The sequence below is a fragment of the Novosphingobium bradum genome, from assembly GCF_042646485.1.
In the GTDB taxonomy this organism is placed as follows: Bacteria; Pseudomonadota; Alphaproteobacteria; order Sphingomonadales; family Sphingomonadaceae; genus Novosphingobium; species Novosphingobium bradum.
The window spans coordinates 617,290-632,781 of the sequence record NZ_JBHRTQ010000007.1 but is presented as its reverse complement, the minus strand read 5'-3'; the positions used below and the strand labels follow the sequence as shown (position 1 = coordinate 632,781).

Below are 15,492 nucleotides of genomic sequence, written 5' to 3'. Positions count from 1 at the left end.
CGGCCTGTCAATGGCCCATGGCCGGCGCGGGCAATGCCTCCGATTCATCGCGCGCGCGATCGCCACCGGAGCGCGATCGCGCCCCGGTCACCGGCGCCCCACCGGCGCGCGCCGGTCAGGGAATGTAGAGATCCCCGGCGGCCCGCACCGTGATGTCGCTGATCGCCACGCCCAGCGGCTGGTTGATCGCATGGATGATGGCATCGGCGATATAGTCCGCCTCGAGCGAGAAGTAGCCGATGCTGTCCGAACCCGGCGGCACCAGCCCTTCCTCGCGGATCCGCGCATAGGTCGCCAGGGCCTCGGGCGCATTGTGCCCGAAGATGCCCATCGCGCTCGCCGCGTTGACCACCGACCCGGCCAGCCCGGTTGAAGAAACGCCCGAAGGCTTGATCACCGTCACCTTGATCTTGCCCTGGCTTTCCTGGCGGACCGCATGGGAAAAATAGTCGACCGCCGCCTTCGTCGCCCCATAGACGGCCGCGCCGCTCAGCGGAAAATTGCCGTAGATCGACGAGAGGTTGATCACATGGCCGGAACCTTGCGCGATCATCTGGTCATGGACCGCCACTGTCCCGTTCATCACCCCCTTGAAGTTGATGTCGATGCAGCGGTTCCACGCCGCCAGCGCCGCCTCGTGATCGGCCAGGAAGGCCAGCGGCATCGTCCCGGCATTGTTGACCATCACGTCCACCCGCCCGAACCGCTCGACCGCAACCGCGATGGCCGCGCGCATATCCTCGATCTGGCTGACGTCGGCACGCACTGCCACGGCCGCCGCGCCGATCCCCTCGGCCACCGCTTGGGCCGAAGCGAGGTCGATGTCGATGCACAGAACCCTGGCCCCCAATGCCGCCGCCTTCTGCGCGGTCAGCCGGCCAAAGCCGCTACCCGCTCCGGTGATCGCGATCACCTTGCCCTCGACATGATTGTGCATTGTCCGTCTCCCTCCCAGCATCCACAGCCGATCCATCGACTGGATTCACCGGCAGGTGGTAGTCCGCCACCCTACGAGCCACAAGCCCGCCGCCCGGACGATGCCGCGCGGCGCCACCCACCTTGCGCTCACCAGATCCGCACCCGCTCCTCGGGCGCAAGATACAGCCGGTCGCCGGGCTGCACGTCGAAGGCGCGATACCAGGCATCGATGTTGCGGACCGTCAGCGCGCGATACTGCCCCGGCGCATGGCCATCGCGCACGATCCGCCCGCGCAAGGCCTCCTCGCGCATCTTGGTCGCCCAGCCCTGGGCAAAGGCGATGAAGAACCGCTGGTCGCCGGTGAACCCGTCGATCACCGGCGGCTCCTTGCCCTTGAGCGAGGCGCGATAGGCATCGTAGGCCGCGGCCAGTCCGGCAAGGTCGGCGATGTTCTCGCCCAGGGTCTGCTTGCCGTTCACGTGCAGCCCCGGAAAGGGCGCATAGGAATCGTATTGCAGGGCCAATGCATGGCCGTTGCGTGTGAAGCGTGCGAGATCGGCCGGCGTCCACCAGTTCCGCAAGCGGCCGCCCGCATCGAAGGCGGCGCCGTTATCATCAAACGAATGGCTGATTTCGTGCCCGATCACCGCCCCGATCGCGCCATAGTTGAACGCCGGGTCCGCCCCCGCATCGAAGAACGGCCGCTGGAGGATCGCGGCGGGAAAATTGAGCGCGTTTTGCACCGGCAGGTTCACCGCGTTGACCGTCTGCGGGTTCATCCACCACTCGCGCCGGTCAAGCGGCTGGCCCAGCTTGGCCAGTTGCTGCGCGAGATGCAGCTTTTCCGCGGCCACGGCATTGGCATAGGCCTGCCCGGGCACCACGGTCAGCGCCGAATAGTCGGTCCACCGGTCGGGATAGCCCACGCCCACCGCGATCGCGGAAATCTTGGCCAGGGCTTCGGCCCGGGTCGGCTCGGCCATCCAATCAAGCGCCTCGATCCGTGCGGCGAAGGCCTGCTTGATCGCGCCCACCATGCCTTCGATCTCGGCCTTGGCCGAGGCCGGGAAATACTGCTCGACGTAAAGCTTGCCCAGCGCATCGCCCAGGGCCGCGTTCAGCGCCTCGATCCCCCGCTTTGCTCGCGGGGTCGGCACGGCGGTGCCATTGAGCACGCCCTCGTAGAAGGCGAAGTGATCCGCATCGAGCCGGCTCGGCAGGACATCGGCATGGGCATTGAGCTGGTGGAAGGCCAGCCAGTCCTTCCAGGCGGGAAGCGGCTCGCTCGCCACCAGCGCCGCCAGCCTAGGGATCGCGGTGGCGTGATAGGCCACGAACCGATCCTGCCGGGCAAGGCCCGCCCCGGCGAGGAAGGCCGCCCAGTCGATCCCCGGCGCCTTGCGGGCGAAATCGGCCTGGGTCCACTCGCTGGCGCCCTGGCGAAAATCGTTGCTCTGGACCAGGCTGGCGTGGGCCGCCGCGATCTTGGCCTCCAGCGCATAGATCCGTCCCGCCATGCCCGCCGCATCGGCAAACCCGGCATCGCCCAGGAAACGCGCGAGGTAGGCGCGATACTTGTCGCGGATCGCCGCCATCCTCGGATCGGGCGAAAGGTAATAGTCGCGCCCCGGCATCCCCAGCCCGCCCTGCAACACATAGGGCATGACCGCGCTGCCGCTCAGCGACTGGGTGACGAACAGGCCCAGCAGGTTCTCGGTCTGCCAGTCGGTCGCGTTGAGCGGATCGACATCGGCGCGCACCTGCTCACCCAGCACCCGCGAAAGCACGGTCCTGTCAGCGATCGCGGCGATCCGGTCGAGGTCGGGCCTGGCCGGCGCCAGCCCCGCCGCGTCGATCGCCCGGGTATCGACGTAGGTCGTGTAGAAGGTCCGGATGCGTCCCGGATCGCTGTCGGGCGCGGCATCGCCCTTGACGATATCGTCAACCAGCCGCCCCAACTGCTTCTGGGTCGCCTCGTCGGCCATGCGAAAGGCGCCGGTGCTGCTCTTGTCCGCCGGGATCGTCGCGGCGCGCATCCATGCCCCATTGGCATAGGCGTAGAAATCGTCGCCCGGCTTGATCGTCTTGTCGAGCGCGTCAAGCGCGATGCCCAGCCCGGTTCCCGGCGAATGGGCCTCGCCCCCGTCCTCGCCCGGCGCGCAGCCGACCGGGCCAAGTGCCAGGAGCCCGCCGGCCAGAGCCAGCGCCGGCAGCAAGGCCTTGGCGCGCGACCAGGAAGCGGGCAGCCACGAAACGAGCGGGCGAAGCAGGCGCTGGAGCAATCGGACCTCTGCTGGAAGGCGACCAGGCGGGTTCCGCTCACGCGGGGCCGTCTCCCGGCGGCCGGCTTGCGGGCCTTCCCTATAGGCGCTCGCGCCTGCTCCCGCCACCCCGCATCTTGCCCCGGCCACGATGGCCGCCCACCGCTCGCCCGGCCTGGCGACGGTGCGCCCGACCCGCGCGCCGATTCGGGTCGTCAACCCCGCCGGGCGACCCTATGAGGGATTTCGCGCAGGTCCGCGGCAAGCAGGCTTCCACAGGTTGCTTCCATAACGGTCCAATGCCCGGCCCGCCCAGCCGGTCGCCAGTCCGGAGCAGCGCAGGAGATGCCATGTCCGAATTCATGCTGATCCTGCCCGGCGCGGGCACGCCGCCGGGCAGCGCCTCCCCCCGCCCCCTTGTGGCCGACGATCCCCAGGCAATCGCCCGCAATCTCGAATCCTGCCTCGCCGCACTGGACCGGATCGAGGCCGGCGTATCCGCTGCCTACCTCTCGATGGCGATCGACCAGTTGCGGATTCAGTTCAACCTGGCACGGGATGGCTCGGGAACGGATTAATCTCCCACCCACACAATCGGTTGCGGGTCTAGGTATCGTGCCGGAAGCCGGCCTGGTGCGTGCCATGGCCAGGCGGCATGATCTGGGGCTCGTTCGGAAATGGTCGGGTATAGCGGGGAAATGGAACCATTGCCGGCCTCGGCAGTCGGCGCGGTTGCGCCGGGCCTTGGCGTAGATGGCGATGGGCGGGGAAACGATGACATCCTGGGCAATGGCCACCGCGCCGGGGGCAGCCTGGGCGCGGGCAATACCGATCCGTCACGCCGCGCCCTGCCTGATCGCCGCCCGCTCGATCGTGCCCCTATCGCGCGCAACCAGGCCCGCCGCCTGATCGCCGCCGCCAATGAATTGCTGGTCCTTGCCGCCGAAATCGAACAGGCCGAATCCGGCCGCCCCGCCGATGGCCCGCTGCCCGGCTTCGCCTTTGCCCCCGATGATGAACGCCGCTGGCTGCGCGATGCCCGGCAGACCTATCGCCGCCGCCGCAGCCGCGCGCTGTTCTTCGAGGATTCGCTGTTCGGCGAACCGGCCTGGGATCTCCTGCTCGACCTGTTCATCGCCGCCAAGGAGCGCAAGCGGGTGCCCGTCACCAGCGCCTGCATCGGCGCCGCAGTGCCCACCACCACCGCGCTGCGCTGGCTCACCATCCTTGAAGAACGCGGCCTGGTCCTGCGCGAAGCCGATCCCACCGATGCCCGCCGCATCTTCGTTCGGCTCACCGCCGAAGCCTATGCCAAGATGGTCAGCTACTTCGCCCGCGCCGCGCTGAGCGATGCCGATGATCAGGGCGACACCAGCCGCGCGCGAACTTCTGCGCCCTGATCACGTCCGCCGCGCACCGGAATTAGGCCCTGTCCGTGCCGGTCCTCGCGCCAGAGAGTCAATCCTCCAGCCGCGCCAGTTCGGCGGCAACCCCGGCGCGGAAATCGGCCCATTGCCAATTGTTCGCCTGGGCGGCGATCTCGGCTGGCCGCAGCCCTCCCGCCTGCTTGCGCGCCACCAGTTCCACGAGCCGCGCGGCCAGTTCGTCTACCGCGCCCACCGCCACGATCGACACCGCCCGCTCGTCCAGCGGCAGGTCGGGCAAACCGGTGTTCTGCGTGCCCACCACGTGGCACCCAGCGGCCAGCGCTTCCAGGTAGACCAGGCCGAAGCCTTCCACGATCGAAGGCATCACGAACACGTCGCTCTCGCCATATAGCCGCGCCAGGTCCGCCGGGCTCTGGTGGGCCAGCACGCGCACTCCGGCCTGCGCGGCCATGGCCGCGATACCAGGGTCGATGCGATAGCAGACCAGGGTCAGCTCGGCGTCCAGCCCGGCCAGCGCGTTCCAGGCCAGCAACAGGTGGTGCAGCCCCTTGCGCTGGATGCCCTGGCCCACGAACAGGAACTGGCAGGTTCCGGCCGGCCGCTCCGCCATCGGGCCACCGGGCGCCGTGAAGCCATAGGGCACCACCGCGATCCGACTTTCCTCGCAGCCGGCATGGACCAGTGAACGGCGGGTCATGCTGCTGGCGCAGATGATCCGGTCGGCCTTGCGCCAGGCGCCGGTCACCCCGGCCCGGTCGCGGTCGCGCCGTTCCGCGGCAAACGAAGCGCGCACCTGCGGAAAGGCCCGCGCATCGCGTTCCAGCAAGGCATAGGTCAGGGCGGGATGGGGATGGAATTCGAAGACCACCAGCTTCGCCTCGCGCCGCATCAGCGCACGCGGCGGCACGTAGCTGCCATAGCACAGCAGGTTCGCGCCCCGCGCCCGGGCCACCCGCGCCGCGGTCAGCCCCAGCAGGAAATCGCTGAGCGGAAACACCCGGTCCATCGGCAGGCGCAGCGCGATCCCCGCCATCTGCATCAGGAACGAAGACACCGACCACCGGGTCCGCTCCCGCGCCAACCCGGGATGAGCCATGCGCGCCAGGCGCCGGGGCAACCACCAGGGAGCCGGGCGCGGCGCATAGAAATCGGCCACGTGGCAATCGAGCAGCCCGGCCTCGACCAGGGCCAGGGGCACCTGGTAATCGTCGCGGTTGCGGTTGAACACCGTCACCCAGCGACGAGGCACCGGTTGTGCCGCACCGCCCGTCCGGTCAGGCACGGCGGCGGGCGGCCGGGGTGTCGCAAGCATCACCCGGTCCGCCCCGCCGGCCGCGTGTTCAGGCCAGCCGGCCGAAGGCCGAAGCCCCGGCATAGCGCGCCGCGCTGCCCAGCTCTTCCTCGATGCGGATGAGCTGGTTGTACTTGGCGAGCCGGTCCGACCGGGCGAGCGAGCCGGTCTTGATCTGGCCGCAGTTGGTGGCCACCGCGAGGTCGGCGATGGTCGCGTCCTCGGTCTCGCCCGAACGGTGCGACATGACCGCGGTATAGCCCGCGCGCTGGGCGATGCTCACCGCTTCCAGCGTCTCGGTGAGCGAGCCGATCTGGTTGACCTTGACCAGCAGCGAATTGGCCAGCCCCTGCTCGATGCCCATGGCAAGGCGCTTGGGATTGGTCACGAACAGGTCGTCGCCCACCAGTTGGACCTTGCTCCCGATCTTGTCGGTCAGCGCCTTCCAGCCCTCGAAGTCGTCCTCGCTCATGCCGTCCTCGATCGAAATGATCGGATAGGCGGCGGCAAGGTCGGCTAGGTAGTCGGCCATCTGCACCGGGGTCAGGCTCAGGCCTTCGCCGCTGATCTCGTACTTGCCGTTCTTGAAGAACTCGGTCGAGGCACAGTCGAGCGCGAGCTTGACCTCGGTGCCGGCCTTGAAGCCCGCCTTCTCGATCGAGGCCATGACGAAATCCAGCGCGGCGCGGGTGGAAGCCAGGTTCGGCGCGAAGCCGCCCTCGTCGCCCACCGCGGTCGCCAGACCCTTCTCGTGCAGACCCTTCTTCAGGGTGTGGAAGATCTCCGCGCCCCAGCGCACGGCCTCGGCCAGCGAGCTGGCGCCGACCGGCATGATCATGAATTCCTGGAAGTCGATCGGGTTGTCGGCGTGCTCGCCGCCATTGATGATGTTCATCATCGGCACCGGCAGAACGTGCGCCGAAACCCCGCCGACATAGGAATAGAGTGGCAGCCCGCGCGCATTGGCGGCCGCCTTGGCCAGCGCCAGGCTGGTGCCGAGGATGGCGTTGGCGCCCAGCCGGCTCTTGTTCTCGGTCCCGTCGAGCGCGATCATGGCGAGGTCCAGGTCGCGCTGGTCCTCGGCGTCCAGGCCCAGCAGGGCATCGGCGATCTCGGTGTTCACCGCGTCGACCGCCTTGAGCACGCCCTTGCCGAGATAGCGGCTCTTGTCGCCGTCGCGCAGTTCCACCGCCTCATGCGCGCCGGTCGAGGCGCCCGAGGGGACCGCGGCGCGGCCGAAGGAGCCGTCGTCGAGCAGCACGTCGACTTCCACCGTAGGGTTGCCGCGGCTGTCGAGGATCTCGCGGCCGTGGATGTCAATGATGGCGGTCATGGCGGGCTGTTCCTCCTGAAGGCACATGGAGTGCGATTGGTCGGTTCCGGCTCCGGATCGCTGCCGGAATGCCGGTTTCGGCAAGCCCCTTGGCGGAAGGAACCTTGGCAGGCAAGCGGCGTTGCCGCATCATGTTGCCCAGAGGGCCCCGGCGCGTGGTTCCGTGTCGTGCCCGAATGGATCGTAGCTGCCGCCCGGCGGCGCCAAGCAGACTGAGCAAGCCTGAACAACTTGCTGATAATAAAGGGAATTCTCATGGTCGAGAACACTGCCACCCCGGACAACGCAAAGCCGGCCCGCAAGCCCCGCGCGCCCAAGGTCGCGCCGCTGGCGGAATCGGTCTCGGCTGCCAGCGATTCGGCCATGGCTGCGGGTGCCAATGCCAAGGCCAAGTTCGCCCAGGCCATCGACGAGGCCCGCGCCGGCGCCCAGGCGCTCGCCACCCAGGCCCAGGACACCGCCGGAGCCTACCGCGAAAGGCTCGCCAGCCAGTCCGACGCCCTGCTCGAGGAAGCCCGCACCATGACCGGACAGGCCAAGGAACGCGCCGGCGCCCTCGCCCAGGATGGCAAGGCCCGCACCGTGGAAGGCATCTCCGCCGCCGCCAGGCTGGTGGCCGACAGCGCCGGGACCATCGATGACAAGCTCGGCGTCAAATATGGCGACTATGCCCGAACCGCCGCCCGCTCGATGGAAGATGCCGCCGCCAGGCTCGATGCCAAGGATCTTGGCGAACTGGCCGAGGATGCGCGCGAAGCGGTCAGAAAGAGCCCGGGCGTCGCGGTCGGCCTTGCCGCGGTCGCCGGCTTCATGCTCTCGCGCCTGTTCAAGGGTTCCGGCAAGTCGGACGATTGACCAGCCCGCGCCGGCCTCGGCCCCGCCCGATGGACCCTACGCCCGATAGCGCCGCCCCGCCGGCCGACGATCCCGCCGAGCCTGCCGGCCCGGACGGGATTTCGGCGCTCATCGCCGATATCCGCCAGCTCGCCAGCGACGCGAAGACCCTGGCCGAGGCCGAACTGGCCTTCCAGGCCTCGCGCGCGAAAGTTGCCGGGACGGCCGCCCGCACCATCGCGATTTGCGGTTTGCTCGCCTTCGTCCTCGCTTTCTTCGCCCTGGGCGGGCTGACCATCGGGCTGCTGCTGGCCCTGACCCCGCTGGTCACGGCCTGGGGCGCCACGGCCATCGTCGTGGGCGGGCTGCTGCTCGCCGCCCTCGCTTGCATCCTGGTGGCGGCCGGCAGCTGGAAGCGGACGCGCCGGGCGCTGGCCGGCAGCGAGTCGGAGCCCTCGCGATGACCGCGCTCGAAAGCCAATTGGCCAAAGATCGCGCGGTCCGTGATGCTGCCCGCGCGGTGTTCGATGCCCGGCTCGGCCAGGTCCGCCGCGCGCTGGGCGAACGATCGATCCCGCAGCGGGTGGTCGATGAAGCCACCGGCCGGGCGATGGCCGCCGCCGATGAAGGCCTGGCCATCGCGAAAGACGGCAAATGGGTGCTGGCCGCCACCGCCCTCGCCCTCCTCGCCTGGGTCCTGCGCCGCCCCCTGCTCAACTCGGCGTGCCAGCTTTACGAACAGCTGCTTAACCCGGAACCGGCCTCGCGGTGGGCGCGTTTGCGGGATTGGACCAAACGCAAGGTGATACCGTGAAAGACGACAACAGGGGCGAGCCCGAAGCGACGGCGACCAAGCGCGCCCGGCTGCGCCGCAAGGTCGGCGAATCGGAGGCTGCGATGGCCCGTTCGCCCCTGCCCGAGCGCGATCCGCCCGATGGCTACACGGCGCTGGCGATGGACTATCCCTTCGCTCTGGTGCTGGGCGGGCTGGCGCTGGGCGCAGTGGCCGGCGCGCTCCTGCCCCGGTCCGCGGGAGGCCGGCTGGTACGCGGCGCCATCGCCGTAGCGGGCGTGGCCGGAGAACTTGGGCTGGCCTATGGCCGCCATGCGCTGGAATCCGCGAGTGAAATGTCCAGCGACGGCCGGCAAAGGATCGGCGCGCTGGGCGGCAAGGCGGCGAGCGTCGCCACCCAGGCGGCTAGCGAGGCCGGAACGGCGGCCACCAAGGCCATCGGCACGGCAGGCGAAGCGGCCGGCGAGATTGCGGGCAACGCGCGCGACACCGGCCTGAAAATCGCGCGCCAGGTCATTAGACTTACGTCACATCTGCGTCACTGACCCTTCCAATTGTGCAAGTGCGAAGGTAGAGAGGGGTCTCACTCTCTCCCCGGGAATACCAGCAGATGCAGAAGCTTCACCTCGTGATGGGCGGTCGGGTTGCCGATCCGCAAGGTCTTGAATTCGTGGACCTCGCCAAGATGGATATGGTTGGCGTCTACAACACCTATGCCGAAGCCGAAGAGGCCTGGCGGGCGCGGGCACAAGGCACGGTCGACGATGCCGAGATGAAATACGTGATCGTCCACCTCCACCGCCTGCTCGAACCCGACATCGAACTGAACCCGTAACCGAAAGGAAAAGGGCGCCGCAACGGGCGCCCTTTTCTTTTATCCGGTTTCCTCTGCCCGACATAGGGGGAGGCCCCCGGCGCGGCTCAGATGAATTCGATCTTCTCGACCACGTAGAACTTGTCGCCCGAAGGAACCGTGACCTCGATCTCGTCCTCCACCCGGCGGCCGATCAGGGCGCGGCCAAGCGGCGAATTGTAGCTGATCCGCCCAACCTTGGCATCGGCCTCGTAGGGGCCGACGATCTGGTAGCGCACCGGCTTGTCGTCGTCGTCCAGCAGGGTCACCGTCGCGCCGAACACGATCTTGTCGCCCGAAAGCGTGGTCGGATCGACCAGTTGCGCGCGGCTGACCTTGTCTTCCAGGTCCGAGATCGAAGCCTCGACCTGGCCCTGCCGCTCCTTGGCGGCGTGATATTCCGCGTTCTCCGAGAGGTCGCCATGCGCGCGGGCTTCCTCAATGGCATCGACGATCTTCGGCCGCTCCTCGCGCAGCGCCTTCAGCTCGGCGATGAGCTTCTCGTAGCCCTCCGCCAGCATCGGCAGCTTCTCGACACTCGCCATAGCCCTGTTCTTCCTCCTGGCCCCACGTTCCGACATGGCCCCCCGCAGCGACGGCTATCCCGTGCCGCGGAGCGCATGAAACGCGCAATACGGCCGAAATTTACCCGACGCGGTGGGGGAGAAACGCGATTGGTTCAGGCATAATAGGCCTGAAGCGACCGCACTTCAAGTTGCGCGCCACGCAAGGCGGCCATGGCTTCCACCGCCGCGGCCGAAGCCGCCGCCGTGGTGAAGTAGGGCACCTTGGCCTTCAACGCCGCCATGCGGATCGATTGCGAATCCTTCAGGCTCTGCCACCCCTCGGTGGTGTTGAAGATCAGCGCGATCTCGCCATCGATGATGCGATCGACGATGTGCGGGCGCCCTTCGGCCACCTTGTTCACCCGCTCGACCGGAACCCCGGCTTCCGTGAGGAACTTCTCGGTCCCGCCCGTGGCGATGACCCGGAAGCCAAGGTCGACCAGCTTCTTCACCGCCGGCAGGATCACCGGCTTGTCACTGTTCTTGACCGAGACGAAGGCCACCCCGCTCGTCGGCAGGAGGGTTCCGGCGCCAAGCTGGCTCTTGGCGAAGGCCGTGGCAAAATCGGTATCAATCCCCATGACTTCGCCGGTAGACTTCATCTCCGGGCTGAGTACAGGATCGACCCCGGGGAAGCGGGCGAAGGGGAACACCGCTTCCTTTACCGCCATGTAGTCGAACTCGCGCTTGATCGGCGGGAAGTTGGTCAGCGGCTCACCGGCCATGACCCGCGCGGCGATCTTGGCCACCGGCTGGCCGATCGCCTTGGCCACGAAGGGCACCGTGCGGCTGGCGCGCGGGTTGACCTCGATGAGATAGACCAGTTGTTCTTCAGTGCCGTCCTCGCGGACGCTGGCTTTCACCGCGAACTGGATGTTCATCAGCCCCTTCACGCCCAGGGCCAGGGCCAGCGCCTCGGCCTGGCGCTCCATCTCGGCGATGATCTCGGGGGCGAGGTTGTAGGGCGGCAGGGTGCAGGCGCTGTCACCCGAATGGATGCCGGCTTCCTCGATGTGCTGCATCACGCCGGCGATCACCACGCGGGTGCCGTCGCACAGGGCATCGACGTCGCATTCGATAGCGTCGCGCAGATACTGGTCGATCAGCACCGGGCTGTCGCCCGAGACCTGCACCGCAGTGGCGATGTAGTCATCGAGCTGGGCCTCGCTGTCGACAATCTCCATCGCCCGGCCGCCCAGCACGTAGGATGGGCGCATCAGCACCGGATAACCGATGCGGGTGGCCACGGCCACGGCCTCGTCACGGCTGCGGGCAATGCCGTTGAGCGGCTGGCGCAGGCCGAGCTTCTCGACCAGGGCGGCGAAGCGCTCACGGTCTTCGGCAAGGTCGATCGCGTCGGGCGAGGTGCCCAGGATCGGGATGCCGGCATCTTCCAGCGCCTGGGCCAGCTTCAGCGGGGTTTGCCCGCCGAACTGGACGATCACGCCGACCAGGTCGCCGGTGGACTGTTCCAGCTTGAGGATTTCCAGCACGTCTTCCGCGGTCAGCGGCTCGAAATAGAGGCGATCCGAGGTGTCGTAGTCGGTGCTCACCGTCTCGGGGTTGCAGTTGACCATGATCGTCTCGTAGCCGGCTTCAGCGAGCGCGAAGCAGGCGTGGACGCAGCAGTAATCGAACTCGATCCCCTGCCCGATCCGGTTCGGCCCGCCGCCCAGGATCACCACCTTCTTGCGGTCCGACGGGCGGGCCTCGCATTCAGGCTCACCAAAGCTGGGCGCCTCATAGGTGGAATACATATAGGGGGTGACGGCCTCGAACTCGGCCGCGCAGCTGTCGATCCGCTTGAACACCGGCTTGACGCCGAGGCGGTGGCGCAGCTCGCGCACTTCGGCCTCGCTGGTCGCGCCAGCCAGGCCCTTCAGGGCATCGTGGAGCAAGCCCGAGCGCCGGGCCTGGGTCTCGCCCAGCCCGCCGGCCACGCCGACCGAGCGGACGGCAAGGGTGGCGAGGCGCTTGTCGGAAAAGCCCATGGCCTTCAGGCGGCGCAGGCCATCGGCCTCGAGCGGCAGGCCATTGGCGACGATGTTGGCTTCCTCGGCCACGATCTCGGCGATCTGGCGCAGGAACCACAGGTCATATTTGGTGACCGCGTGGATATCCTCGATCGTGAAGCCCTCGCGCATGGCCTGGGCGACGTTGAGCAGACGATCCGGCGTCTGGCGCGACAGGGCGGCGGTGATCTCGTCGCGGGTGGCGCCTTCGAGTTCGGGGACGCGGTTGAAGCCATCCAGCCCGGTTTCCAGACCGCGCAGCGCCTTCTGCATCGATTCCTTGAAATTCCGGCCAATTGCCATGACTTCGCCGACGGACTTCATGGCCGTTGAGAGCAGCGGCTCGGCGCCCTTGAACTTCTCGAAGGCAAAGCGCGGGATCTTGGTGACCACGTAATCGATGGTCGGCTCGAAGGCGGCCGGGGTGGCGCCGGTGATCTCGTTGGTGATCTCGTCCAGCGTGTAGCCCACAGCCAGCTTGGCGGCGACGCGGGCGATCGGGAAGCCGGTGGCCTTGGAGGCGAGCGCGGAGGAGCGCGAGACGCGCGGGTTCATCTCGATGACGATCAGCCGCCCGTCCTTCGGGTTGACTGCGAACTGTACGTTGGAACCGCCTGTTTCCACGCCGATTTCCCGCAGGACCGCGATCGATGCGGAGCGCATGATCTGGTATTCCTTGTCGGTCAGCGTGAGCGCCGGGGCCACGGTGATCGAATCGCCGGTGTGGACGCCCATCGGATCGACGTTTTCGATGGAACAGATGATGATGGCATTGTCGTTCCGGTCGCGGACGACTTCCATCTCGTATTCCTTCCAGCCCAGCAGCGATTCCTCGATGAGGACCTCGGTGGTGGGGCTGGCGTCGAGGCCGGAGCGGACGATCGCCTCGAACTCAGCCTTGTTGTAGGCCACGCCGCCGCCGGTGCCGCCCAGCGTGAACGAAGGGCGGATGATCGAGGGCAGGCCGGTGCGTTCCAGCACGTCGAAAGCCTCCTGCACCGTGTGTGCAACGCCGCTGCGCGCGCTTTCCAGCCCGATCTTGTCCATCGCTTCGCGGAACCGCTGGCGATCCTCGGCCTTGTCGATCGCATCGGCATCGGCGCCGATCATCTTGACGCCGAACTTTGCCAGCGTGCCGTCGTTGAACAGGGCCAGCGCGGTGTTGAGCGCGGTCTGCCCGCCCATCGTGGGGAGCACCGCATCGGGCCGCTCCTTCTCGATGATCTTGGCGACGATCTCGGGCGTGATCGGCTCGATATAGGTCGCATCGGCGAACTCGGGATCGGTCATGATCGTGGCGGGGTTGGAGTTGACGAGGACCACGCGGTAGCCCTCCTCCTTCAGCGCCTTGATCGCCTGGGTGCCCGAATAGTCGAACTCGCAGGCCTGGCCGATGATGATCGGGCCGGCGCCGATGACGAGGATCGAGGAGATGTCAGTGCGTTTGGGCATTTTGACTCACGCTGCCATAGTAGCCCTCCCCCTTGAGGGGGAGGGTTGGGTGGGGGTGTAGGAACGATGGCGACAAGGCGTATGACACGCATTGCCCGCAAGCTGCGGCGGGAGCCGACGCTGGCGGAAAGTCGGCTGTGGGAACGGATCAAGGGCTCGCAGCTTGGCGTGCGCTTTACCCGACAATGCCCGATCGGCCCATATGTCGTCGATTTTGCCTGCCGGTCCAAGCGATTGGCCATTGAAGTAGACGGCGGGCAACACGCGGATAGCGCGACCGATGCCTCCCGCACGCGATTGATCGAGGCCCATGGTTGCCGGGTCATTCGCTTCTGGAACAATGACGTCCTGAGCAACGTCGATGGTGTCCTGTTCGCCATAGCCCAGGAACTGGCCCTGGCGAGCAATCGCAGCGACTGGTTCGAGCGCGACGAATTCCCGGAAATTCCGGAACGTGGAACGCCCCTGAAATCCTGATCGCTGGCGTGGTGCCCCCACCCCCAGCCCCTCCCCGACGGGGAGGGGAGTCAAGGCGGTGCCTTGGCTCAACCCAGCATCCCCACGAACTTCTCGAACAGGTAGAAGCTGTCCTGCGGGCCGGGGCTGGCTTCCGGGTGATACTGCACGCCGAAGGCCTTCTTGCCCTTCACCGCGATGCCGCAGTTGGAGCCGTCGAACAGGCTGACGTGGGTTTCCTCGACCGTATCCGGCAGGGCGGAGTTATCGACCGCGAAGCCGTGGTTCATCGAGGTGATTTCCACCCTGCCAGACATTGGGCCATCCCCCTTGCACAGGACCGGGTGGTTCGCGCCGCGGTGGCCCTGGTGCATCTTGGTGGTCTTGGCGCCGGCGGCGAGGCCGAGCATCTGGTGGCCGAGGCAGATGCCGAAGATCGGCACGTCCTTTTCGAGCAGCCCCTGGATGGTCGGCACGGCATAGGCGCCGGTCGCCGCCGGGTCGCCCGGTCCGTTGGAGAGGAACACGCCGGCCGGCTCCAGTGCAAGGATCGCGTCGAGCGAGGTCTGCGCGGGCACCACGGTGACCTGCGCGCCGGCAGCCACCAGGTTGCGGAAGATGTTGTCCTTCGCGCCATAGTCGATGGCGACGACATGGGGGCGCGGCTGGTGCGGGCTGCGGGCATAGCCCTTGCCCAGCGTCCACACGCCGCCTTCCCAGCCTTCCTGGCCCGAGCGCGAGACGACGCGGGCAAGGTCCATGCCTTCCAGCCCGGGCCAGTCAGTCGCGCGCTTCACCAGCGCGGCGATGTCGAACTTGCCGTCGGGGTGGTGGGCGATCACCGCGTTGGGCGCGCCCGACAGGCGGATGCGGCGGGTGAGCGCGCGGGTATCGACGCCGGCAAGGCCGATCTTGCCCTTGGCCTTGAGCCAATCGCCCAGACGTTCGCGCGAGCGGAAGTTGCTCGGCTCGGTGACGTCCTCGCGGACCACGCAGCCGACCGCGCCATCGACCAGCGATTCGAGATCCTCGTCGTTGCAGCCGACGTTGCCGATGTGGGGGAAGGTGAAGGTCACGATCTGCCCGGCATAGGAAGGATCGGTCATCACTTCCTGGTAGCCGGTCATCGCGGTGTTGAAGCAGACTTCCCCCACCGCCTCGCCCACCGCGCCGAAGCCGCGCCCCCAGACGAGGCTGCCATCGGCGAGAACGAGAACGCCGGTCGCGCCTTTGGGCTGTTGCACGTGCGAAGAGGCGGCGTCGGCCATAATGGTGGCGCTCCGTAAGGGGGTTTCCGGCGATAGGTGCTAAGGGGCGGCGGCTAGACCCCAAGT

At 67.7% G+C, this 15,492-nt stretch carries 15 protein-coding genes; 8 read left to right on the top strand and 7 right to left on the bottom strand.

Annotated features, from left to right (window positions below; all coding sequences use genetic code 11):
- Positions 1 to 115: 115 nt before the first annotated feature.
- Together ACFOD9_RS08895 and ACFOD9_RS08890 are read right to left on the bottom strand one after the other, a co-directional pair.
- Positions 116 to 937 carry an SDR family oxidoreductase gene (locus ACFOD9_RS08895; RefSeq protein WP_379509727.1) on the bottom strand — a complete coding sequence of 274 codons (822 nt, stop codon included), beginning with the start codon at positions 935 to 937 and terminating at the stop codon, positions 116 to 118.
- 128 nt (positions 938 to 1,065) lie between these two features.
- Positions 1,066 to 3,201 carry a M13 family metallopeptidase gene (locus tag ACFOD9_RS08890; protein WP_379509726.1) on the bottom strand — a complete coding sequence of 712 codons (2,136 nt, stop codon included), beginning with the start codon at positions 3,199 to 3,201 and terminating at the stop codon, positions 1,066 to 1,068.
- Between the two features lie 329 nt (positions 3,202 to 3,530).
- Between ACFOD9_RS08890 and ACFOD9_RS08885 the strand changes: the two genes are divergently transcribed.
- Together ACFOD9_RS08885 and ACFOD9_RS08880 are read left to right on the top strand one after the other, a co-directional pair.
- A complete protein-coding gene (locus tag ACFOD9_RS08885; RefSeq protein WP_379509725.1) occupies positions 3,531 to 3,758 on the top strand; it encodes a hypothetical protein in 228 nt (75 codons plus the stop codon).
- A gap of 129 nt (positions 3,759 to 3,887) precedes the next feature.
- On the top strand, positions 3,888 to 4,580 hold the full coding sequence (locus ACFOD9_RS08880; protein ID WP_379509724.1) for a MarR family transcriptional regulator: 693 nt from the start codon (positions 3,888 to 3,890) through the stop codon (positions 4,578 to 4,580).
- Between the two features lie 58 nt (positions 4,581 to 4,638).
- On the opposite strand, the gene ACFOD9_RS08875 is transcribed toward ACFOD9_RS08880, so the two are convergent.
- Together ACFOD9_RS08875 and eno are read right to left on the bottom strand one after the other, a co-directional pair.
- A complete protein-coding gene (locus ACFOD9_RS08875) occupies positions 4,639 to 5,817 on the bottom strand; it encodes a glycosyltransferase family 4 protein (RefSeq protein ID WP_379509723.1) in 1,179 nt (392 codons plus the stop codon).
- Positions 5,818 to 5,908: 91 nt separating this feature from the next.
- The gene (eno, locus tag ACFOD9_RS08870) at positions 5,909 to 7,192 is read right to left on the bottom strand and encodes a phosphopyruvate hydratase (protein WP_379509722.1); all 1,284 of its coding nucleotides are present in this window, start codon (positions 7,190 to 7,192) and stop codon (positions 5,909 to 5,911) included.
- A gap of 255 nt (positions 7,193 to 7,447) precedes the next feature.
- Between eno and ACFOD9_RS08865 the strand changes: the two genes are divergently transcribed.
- The 5 genes from ACFOD9_RS08865 (at position 7,448) to ACFOD9_RS08845 (ending at position 9,654) form a co-directional block, all read left to right on the top strand.
- A complete protein-coding gene (locus ACFOD9_RS08865) occupies positions 7,448 to 8,047 on the top strand; it encodes a hypothetical protein (protein ID WP_379509721.1) in 600 nt (199 codons plus the stop codon).
- Positions 8,048 to 8,076: 29 nt separating this feature from the next.
- Positions 8,077 to 8,490, top strand: a complete 414-nt coding sequence (locus ACFOD9_RS08860) for a phage holin family protein (RefSeq protein ID WP_379509720.1) — start codon at positions 8,077 to 8,079, stop codon at positions 8,488 to 8,490.
- A complete protein-coding gene (locus ACFOD9_RS08855) occupies positions 8,487 to 8,840 on the top strand; it encodes a hypothetical protein (RefSeq protein WP_379509719.1) in 354 nt (117 codons plus the stop codon). Before ACFOD9_RS08860 ends, ACFOD9_RS08855 begins: the two co-directional genes overlap by 4 nt.
- Positions 8,837 to 9,364 carry a hypothetical protein gene (locus ACFOD9_RS08850; RefSeq protein WP_379509718.1) on the top strand — a complete coding sequence of 176 codons (528 nt, stop codon included), beginning with the start codon at positions 8,837 to 8,839 and terminating at the stop codon, positions 9,362 to 9,364. Before ACFOD9_RS08855 ends, ACFOD9_RS08850 begins: the two co-directional genes overlap by 4 nt.
- A gap of 65 nt (positions 9,365 to 9,429) precedes the next feature.
- Complete coding sequence (locus ACFOD9_RS08845) at positions 9,430 to 9,654, top strand: DUF4170 domain-containing protein (protein ID WP_379509717.1); 225 nt, start codon at positions 9,430 to 9,432, stop codon at positions 9,652 to 9,654.
- 86 nt (positions 9,655 to 9,740) lie between these two features.
- On the opposite strand, the gene greA is transcribed toward ACFOD9_RS08845, so the two are convergent.
- Together greA and carB are read right to left on the bottom strand one after the other, a co-directional pair.
- Entirely contained in the window at positions 9,741 to 10,217 is a 477-nt protein-coding gene (greA, locus tag ACFOD9_RS08840) for a transcription elongation factor GreA (RefSeq protein WP_379509716.1), read from the bottom strand.
- Positions 10,218 to 10,351: 134 nt separating this feature from the next.
- Entirely contained in the window at positions 10,352 to 13,702 is a 3,351-nt protein-coding gene (gene carB / locus ACFOD9_RS08835; RefSeq protein ID WP_379509715.1) for a carbamoyl-phosphate synthase large subunit, read from the bottom strand.
- Positions 13,703 to 13,783: 81 nt separating this feature from the next.
- On the opposite strand from carB, the gene ACFOD9_RS08830 reads away from it, so the two are divergent.
- Positions 13,784 to 14,179, top strand: coding sequence for an endonuclease domain-containing protein (locus ACFOD9_RS08830; protein WP_379509714.1), 396 nt, complete (start codon positions 13,784 to 13,786; stop codon positions 14,177 to 14,179).
- Positions 14,180 to 14,247: 68 nt separating this feature from the next.
- Here ACFOD9_RS08830 and carA read toward each other — a convergent pair whose 3' ends face one another.
- Positions 14,248 to 15,426: a glutamine-hydrolyzing carbamoyl-phosphate synthase small subunit gene (gene carA, locus ACFOD9_RS08825; protein WP_379509713.1), complete on the bottom strand. Its 1,179-nt coding sequence runs from the start codon at positions 15,424 to 15,426 to the stop codon at positions 14,248 to 14,250.
- Positions 15,427 to 15,492: the final 66 nt, after the last annotated feature.